Here is a 6,731-nt window from a genome sequence, read left to right on the forward strand (position 1 = left end):
CGAGTTAGTAGGAATATATATCCTCCACAAAATTAACAAATTGTTTGCGAATGAAGTAGGTCTTTACAGAGACGATGGCCTCGGTATTTTACGCAGCCACACACCAAGTCAAGCTGAAAGAGTTTCAAAAAACCTGATCTCCATTTTTAAAGACCTTGGATTAAGAATTACTATAGAACATAGTTTAAAAATAGTTAACTTCCTGGATGTAAATCTCAACCTGAAGAACAACACATACAGACCGTACGCGAAACCTAATAACATTACGCAATATGTACACGTGAACTCAAACCACCCCCAGTCTGTGATTAAAGCAATAGCGCCTTCAATAAATCGAAGGCTATCTAATATCTCAAGCAACGAAGATCAGTTTAATAACGCATCCCAAGATTACCAAGAAGCATTGAACAAGGCGGGATACAATTATACGCTGAAATTTGAACCAAAACAAAAGTCCGAAAATAGACGTAAACGTACCCGAAACATAATCTGGTTCAATCCGCCGTTTAGCAAACAAGTCTGCACTAGCGTCGGGAAGAAATTTCTACAGCTTATTGACAAGCACTTTCCAATAGATAACAAGCTTCACAAAGTCTTCAACCGAAACAATGTGAAAGTGAGCTACAGCTGCATGAAAAATATGGGAGCAATAATAAATACACACAACAAATCTATACTACAGAAAGACAACAAACCCAAGATAAGAGAATGTAACTGTCGACAAACAAATGAATGCCCCCTGGCCGGAAAGTGTCTCCAAAAAAGTATTATATACCAAGCGAATGTCATTACAGCACAGGAATCCAAAGCATATATAGGCATCAGTGACACGGAATTCAAAAAAAGATGGTATAACCACCAATCATCATTCAGACTGGAGCACAAGAAGAAAGATACGGAATTAAGTAAATATATATGGAACCTGAAAGAAAAGCGAGTTGATTATACAATTGAATGGACCGTACTGAAACAGACCTGCTCTTATTCGAACACAACTAAGAAATGTCTACTGTGCATCTGGGAGAAATATTATATTATTACAGCAGATAAAACAAAAATATTAAACAGCAGAACAGAACTTATAAGTAAATGTAGGCACGCAAACAAGTTTTTAGTATGCAATGTATAATGTTAATAATTTTATATTTTTTATATTTTTCATATCATTCACAAAAACGCGCATTATTGCGCGTGACGGACACGTCATAGCGATAACGCAATAACTTCCGGCAGCGCAGATCTTTGAAAACCACACCTGACGATCCAGCAATGGTGAAACGGGCCGTTGTGTGGATGGAATAGAATACTCATTCCTTTAAATTGTGTTATATACAGCTCTCCACAAGGATAGAGCACTTTATTTGACAATAGTGGAATGCTATTTTGTGTATTATACTGCTCCTTTTTGTCGAGCACTCTCCTGTTTTTGTCAAAGATGGATAGAGTCAGCTTCAACTATTCCATGAAGAATATCCCGCTGCCGGATAATCGTGAGTATGTGAAACAACTCATAGATAAAACAGAAAATGTTATCAAAAGAATGCGATGGAAGGCTTTCTTCCACCTACACCCAGAAGTAACTTCGGAACAGGGCGAAACATATGGGTTCAAATCTCGAAAAACGCCACCACAAATCAGTGAACTAGCGAAATTTGAGGAAGAACTTCTGCGTGTTATCGAAAACATACAATTCCGTGAAGTCAAATCCAAATTCATTCATAGACTACGTGAAGACGTGAAAACTATAAAGAAGTCGAAACACATTTTCGTTCCGGCAGACAAGACAAATAATTACTACACATTAGAGAAAGAAGAATATAATAATCTCGTTAAGGACAGCGTAACATCCAAGTACAAATTAGCTTCGGATTCAGACACTAGGAAGATTAGGGAGACAGAAAAGCGCATTGCTGAACAGATACATCTTGAGGATAGGATAGAAACTATGGCACAACAACAAGCATTTATCACTATAAAAGACCATAAAGACAACTTTCCCAACCGTGTACAGTGTAGATTAATTAATCCTGCCAAAAGTGAAATCGGGATAATCAGTAAATCGATTCTCGACCGCATCAATAATAGCATTGTCAAAAGAAATAATGTCCGACAATGGAAAAACACACAGTCGGTCATAGAGTGGTTCAAGTCAATCCCCGACAAACGTTCCTGCACGTTCTTTCTGTTTGATGTAGTGGAATTCTACCCGTCAATTTCGGAAAAACTCCTGAAAGACGCATTTGGTTGGTTGGTTGTTGGTTTTGATGGCGCTTTCAAACTAAATGTTTATTTGCGCCAAAAATATAGGTTTTTGTTTTATTAATTTATTTTATATATTGTATACTTCGAGTTGAACAAAATGGTTTGGTTATAACTTAGCTCAGTTCTTTCAGCCACTGGTAATATTTATTAAAAGGAAATTTTAAAGTTGCCACTAGGTGTTATAAAGTTTTAGGTGTGACTATAACTGGATTTAGCTGTAGAAAGATTACTTAAAACGTTTGAATAATAATATCCTAAAAAATAAAAAATAAAAAAAACAGCAGAAAACCTAGCTAGTGATGAAATGTAGAAGTGTAGATTGATTAGTAATAGTTGGGAGGTTAATTCTTCATATTCAGAGGCGACCCTGAATGGGTATATGGAAATGAAGCCTTAGATTAGTATGAGGTGCAAACTAGCTATCTACCTAAGGTATAATAAAAATTAAATAAATAAGTAAAATAAAGTTGAAAATGAGATAAATAGTTAGATTTGACAATAGTATTTAGGGGATACAAGGCCTATAGTAATCAGAGTTTTTGTGTCATTAGAGTTTTTTCCCCGTGGCTGATAAAAAGTTTAGTAGTGGTAAGTACGCGGCTTGATGAGATAGGAGTGATAAAGAGTTATCTAAAGAGATGCCCTTCGTACTCAAGGACATTATCAAATTTTGTCTAGCTGTAGTATGAAGTGGACAGGATATTAAAAAATGGTCGACTGTCTCTAGATGTGCTTGACATTCGCAGATACCTGTTGGATGTTTCCCTAACAGAAATAAGGTATTAGCCAGATAGGCATGACCAAGTCGAAGCCTACTAATGTTTACCTGTGCTGAACGAGTTTTACCAAAAAAGTGGTGAGTATGCTTGAAACGATTTTGAATTTTGAAGTAATGGCGGCCTTTTGTGGATTTTTCCCAAGTGGTTTGAAATTTATTAGTGACAGCTGTGCGAATGATAGGGATGATATCAGAAACGGGAAAATCCAAAGGAAAAGTAACTTCAGGACGAAAAGTACCTTGTTTAGCCACAGAGTCTGCCCAATCGTTTCCGTATATGTTCATGTGGCTTGGGATCCAGTCATAATGTATTTCAACAGCCTGTTGGGTAAGGTTTGTGTGTAAATGTAATATATCTAAAATAATTTGTGATTTAGAATTATTAGAGGGGTTAAAGATTGCTTCGAGTGCACTAATTGAATCAACTAAAACAACTATTCGTTCTGCAATTGTGTCTTGGATCCAGTCCAGTGCTAGGAGGATAGCAATCAACTCACATGTATGAATAGACAGACAATCTGGTAATCGGACTCCTTTCGAAAAGTGAAAAGTAGGTATACAGAAGGATGCAGCGCATTTTTTGTCTATCTTAGAGCCATCAGTGTAGATATGCATGTATTGACTCCAATTTCTCTCAATATATTCTTTGGAGATAGCTTCCGTATAATTGGGGTTGCTATCATTTTTGCTGATAAGCTGAGTAAGATCATTGTGTTGGATTGGAGGGATATAGTTCCATGGTGGGATTGGTGAAGATAGTTTTCTCATGACTTTAATGTCTGGGATAGAAAATTCTTTCATCAGAGTCCGTACAGAATGGAAGAATGGAGATTGTTTATGGTTATCTGTTAAAATATCATAGAACCAGTTCCCACTAATTTTGGGATATAATGGATGTGTTTTAGGAGCTTGCAATAATTTGAAATAATATTTCAGTATGAGGTAATCTCTACGTTCCTGTAGTGGCAATTCGCCCGTTTCTACATGCATAGCAAGTATTGGGGTTGTAGTTGTAGCTCCTATACATAACCGTAGAGCTTTGTGTACTACCACGTCAAGTTTTTTTTTCATAGAGTTAGAAGCAGAATTGTATGCCTGGGATCCGTAGTCTAACCTGGATCTCATCAAAGCTCTATATAGTTGTAAGAGTGTAGGTCCATGGCAGCCCCATTGAGTACCCGTGATATAACGAAGGAGGTTAATGATTTTATAAGATTTCTGTATTAGATAGTCTATATGTATTTGCCATGATAGACGGCAGTCGAAGAATAATCCTAGGACTCTTGTGTGATGATCTAATGGTAAGGAGCTATTCATAAATTGTATAGTAAAGTCTTTAGGGATGGTTCTATGGGTAAAGACTACAAGTTTGGTTTTTAGCTGCGAAAGCTTAAAGCCCCATCTCTCACACCAATTGGAGACATTTTCCAAATCTTCTTCGATAGATTTTTTGGCGAATGAAAGATTTCTGTTTGATTTTCTTATAGAAGTATCATCAGCAAATTGGCTACAAGTACATTTGGAGACGACTTGAGGAAGGTCATTGACCATAACATTGAAAAGGGTGGGGCTTATTACACTACCTTGTGGGGTACCATTTTGAATATCATAAGTATGGGATAGGGTGTTACCAAATAGAACTTGGATTTTACGTGAAGATAGAAAATCAGTTATCCAACCGAAAATATTTCCATCTATATTGAGTTGTTTTAGTTTATAGAGTAACCCACCTCTCCACAGCATATCGTATGCCTTTTCGAAATCAAGGAAGACGTTGACATTATACTCTTTATTTAGAAAAGCTGTATGGATGCTATCTTCTAGAGCGATCAATTGATCTAGGGTACTACGATTTTTTCTGAATCCACTTTGATTTGGTGAGATTAGACTATTTTTTTCAAGATACCACAGGAGACGAGCATTTACCATTTTTTCCATTGTTTTACAAAGACAGGAAGTCAGGGCAATGGGTCGGTAAGAAAATGGGGAGGATGGGTCTTTTCCAATTTTGGGAAGGGGTATTATGATGGCATGTTTCCACTCACTTGGTAGTTTTTGTTTCTGCCATATGTTGTTGAAAAAGGCCAATACAACAAGTTTGCATGGTTCAGGAAGGTATTTTAGAAAACTATAAGTGATGTTATCCTGGCCTGGTTTGGAGTCTTTAGCCCCTTTTAGTGTCTGATTTAATTCGGATATTGAAAATGGCGAGTTGAGAGGAGAGTCCATATCGTGAGCTGCTAGAGTACTCTGGTGAGAAGCTTCAAAGTCTTCCTTATATTTGATGAAATTAGCATTGTAATTATTATCACTGCTGATATCAGAGAAAGTTTTAGCGAGTAGGTTAGCTTTATCCTCAAAGGATGTGAGGGATTCTTTAGAGAGAGGGTCATGTAAGGGGGTAATACGAGGAGTGGTATTAAGATTATTTAATTTTTTGGCAGTGCTCCAAATTTTTCTTAGGTGGGTATCCTTGGAGACATCTGATACATAATTCTGCCAGAAAAGGGTTTTGGATTTTTTAACAGTTTTTTGCAAAATTGCCTTTTTTTGTTTATAAGCTATGTAATCTGCTGGTAAGCGTGAATGACCGGCTCTATTTCTGGCACGATTTCGTTCGTGAAAAGCTTTAGAGCACTCTGAATTCCACCAAGGTTGTTGTGGTTTATGTTCTTTAACTTGGGATTGAGGAACTGTATGGGATGCTACTTCTAGGATTGATTCTACAATATTTTTATTATCACTTTCAATATTGTTTGTTAAAATACTCTCAGTGAGAGATACTAAACACCCATTTGAGTAGCTCTTCCAATCAGCCCTCTTAAGTACCCAGTGAGGGGTTCTTGTGGACAATGGGGGTTTATATATAGTAGAAAAGTTTGTTCTAATGGGGAAATGATCACTATTACATTCATTGGGTAAAACTTCCCATGTGCATTTTACTGCGAGTTGTGGTGAAGCAAAGGTTAAATCTAAAGGTGAGAGCTGACCATTTGTGCCAAGTCTAGTGCCAGACCCATCATTTAGAAGGACAAGATTGTGTTCCTCACTAAATTCAAGTAACTTTTTACCTTTAGTATCGGTATGTGAACTACCCCATAGAGAGTGGTGACTGTTGAAATCACCACAAATGAAAAATTGTGATTGGTGTTCTCTCAAGAATGCTGAGACATCGTCTAGTTGGATCTGCGGTTCGGGAATATAAGTATTAAGAATAATAAGGTCAGTGTTGCCAAGATAAACTTGAATGGCTACTGATTGGTGGTGAAAAGAAGTCTGAATTTGTTTGGCTTGTAAGCCTATTTTAGTATATATGGCACAACCTCCGCGTCTTTGGCCATCGGGTCTATTGCAATAAAAAGGGGGATAATAACCCTGTATCTGTGAGATTTGAGGACTTTGGAACCAAGTTTCCTGTAGACAAATTACATGTGGCAGGAAGGGTAGTGAGATAGTGTTTAAAATGAAGACCATGGGCATAAAAACTCCCGGCATTCCACTGAAAGATCGAAAATACCATGAGTACAAAGTTCATTAACTAAAAATGACAGTTTGCAGGAGGTTGGTTAAAAGTTCCATATTCAGTTCACAATTGAACAGTTTCTTGAAAACTGAGCAACAGAATTCTGCTGTATCAAGAGCCGTTTGTTCTGTTGATCGATTACAAACTAATGCTATGATCATGGTTATG

The 6,731-nt window shown here is 37.1% G+C and carries 3 protein-coding genes; 2 read left to right on the forward strand and 1 reads right to left on the reverse strand.

Annotation, left to right across the window (positions count from 1 at the left end):
• Both BOW51_RS11415 and BOW51_RS05810 read left to right on the forward strand, forming a co-directional pair.
• Positions 1–1,129: GIY-YIG nuclease family protein (locus tag BOW51_RS11415; protein WP_217349017.1), on the forward strand; the 1,129-nt coding region annotated here is incomplete at its 5' end.
• Between the two features lie 333 nt (positions 1,130–1,462).
• Positions 1,463–2,323 carry a hypothetical protein gene (locus tag BOW51_RS05810; RefSeq protein ID WP_078476874.1) on the forward strand — a complete coding sequence of 287 codons (861 nt, stop codon included), beginning with the start codon at positions 1,463–1,465 and terminating at the stop codon, positions 2,321–2,323.
• Between the two features lie 486 nt (positions 2,324–2,809).
• Here BOW51_RS05810 and BOW51_RS05815 read toward each other — a convergent pair whose 3' ends face one another.
• On the reverse strand, positions 2,810–6,520 hold the full coding sequence (locus BOW51_RS05815) for a reverse transcriptase domain-containing protein (RefSeq protein ID WP_167367247.1): 3,711 nt from the start codon (positions 6,518–6,520) through the stop codon (positions 2,810–2,812).
• Positions 6,521–6,731 lie beyond the last annotated feature (211 nt).

The sequence above is a fragment of the Solemya elarraichensis gill symbiont genome (genome assembly GCF_002021095.1).
Classification (GTDB): domain Bacteria; phylum Pseudomonadota; class Gammaproteobacteria; order Chromatiales; family Chromatiaceae.

Coding starts and splice junctions, on each gene's coding strand:
- BOW51_RS05810 (WP_078476874.1), top strand. CDS start 1,463: ATGAAGAATATCCCGCTGCCGGATAATCGTGAGTATGTGAAACAACTC.
- BOW51_RS05815 (WP_167367247.1), bottom strand. CDS start 6,520: ATGCCCATGGTCTTCATTTTAAACACTATCTCACTACCCTTCCTGCCA.